Here is a 642-nt window from a genome sequence, read left to right as displayed (position 1 = left end):
ACAATAAGTTTTTTGCTTTTTGCATGAAACCATCAGGCCCACAAACAAACACTTGGCGCTGTTCAACGTCTTTGATTTGCTTGATATGAGACAGACTTAAACGCCCTTTAAGACCAAACCAATCCACCGCTGGTTGCGTTAAACAGATTTTCACTTCCAGCCCTGAATGTTCGCGTTTTAATTGCTCTAACTCTGAGCGACATGGAATATCGTGCTCAGTACGGCATTGATGGTAAAACACCACGTCATTCAGTTGATTGTGGTCTGCAAGATAGCGCACCATCGACAGCATTGGAGTAACACCACTGCCCGCCGACAGCAATAGTAGCGGCTGCGCATCATGCGTTTTAAGGTGGAACTGACCATCTGGGTTTTCTGCCTCTAATACATCACCGAATTGTAGGTTGTCTAACAAGGCATTCGACACGCGGCCACCCGCAATACGCTTAACGGAGATAGCATAGCGACCAGGGCGAGATGGGCTAGACGATAAGGTATATCGACGACCAATTTTCTTACCATTGATATCCACCTCAATCGGCAAATGTTGGCCCGGTAAGTAGTTTGGTAAAGAGCCTTTGCTCGGTTCTAGCCATAAGGTCACGAAATCTTGAGCAATTTCTTCACGCTCAACACACGTCA

The 642-nt window shown here is 46.4% G+C and carries 1 protein-coding gene; it reads right to left on the bottom strand.

The annotated features are described in order from the left end of the window. A partial coding sequence (locus tag R7044_RS26085) for an FAD-binding oxidoreductase (protein ID WP_263857058.1) occupies nt 1-642 on the bottom strand: 642 nt, incomplete at both ends.

It is taken from the genome of Vibrio sp. 1402, from assembly GCF_033340275.1.
Note: the sequence above shows the minus strand (reverse complement) of the source record. Positions and strands in the feature narration are given on the sequence as shown.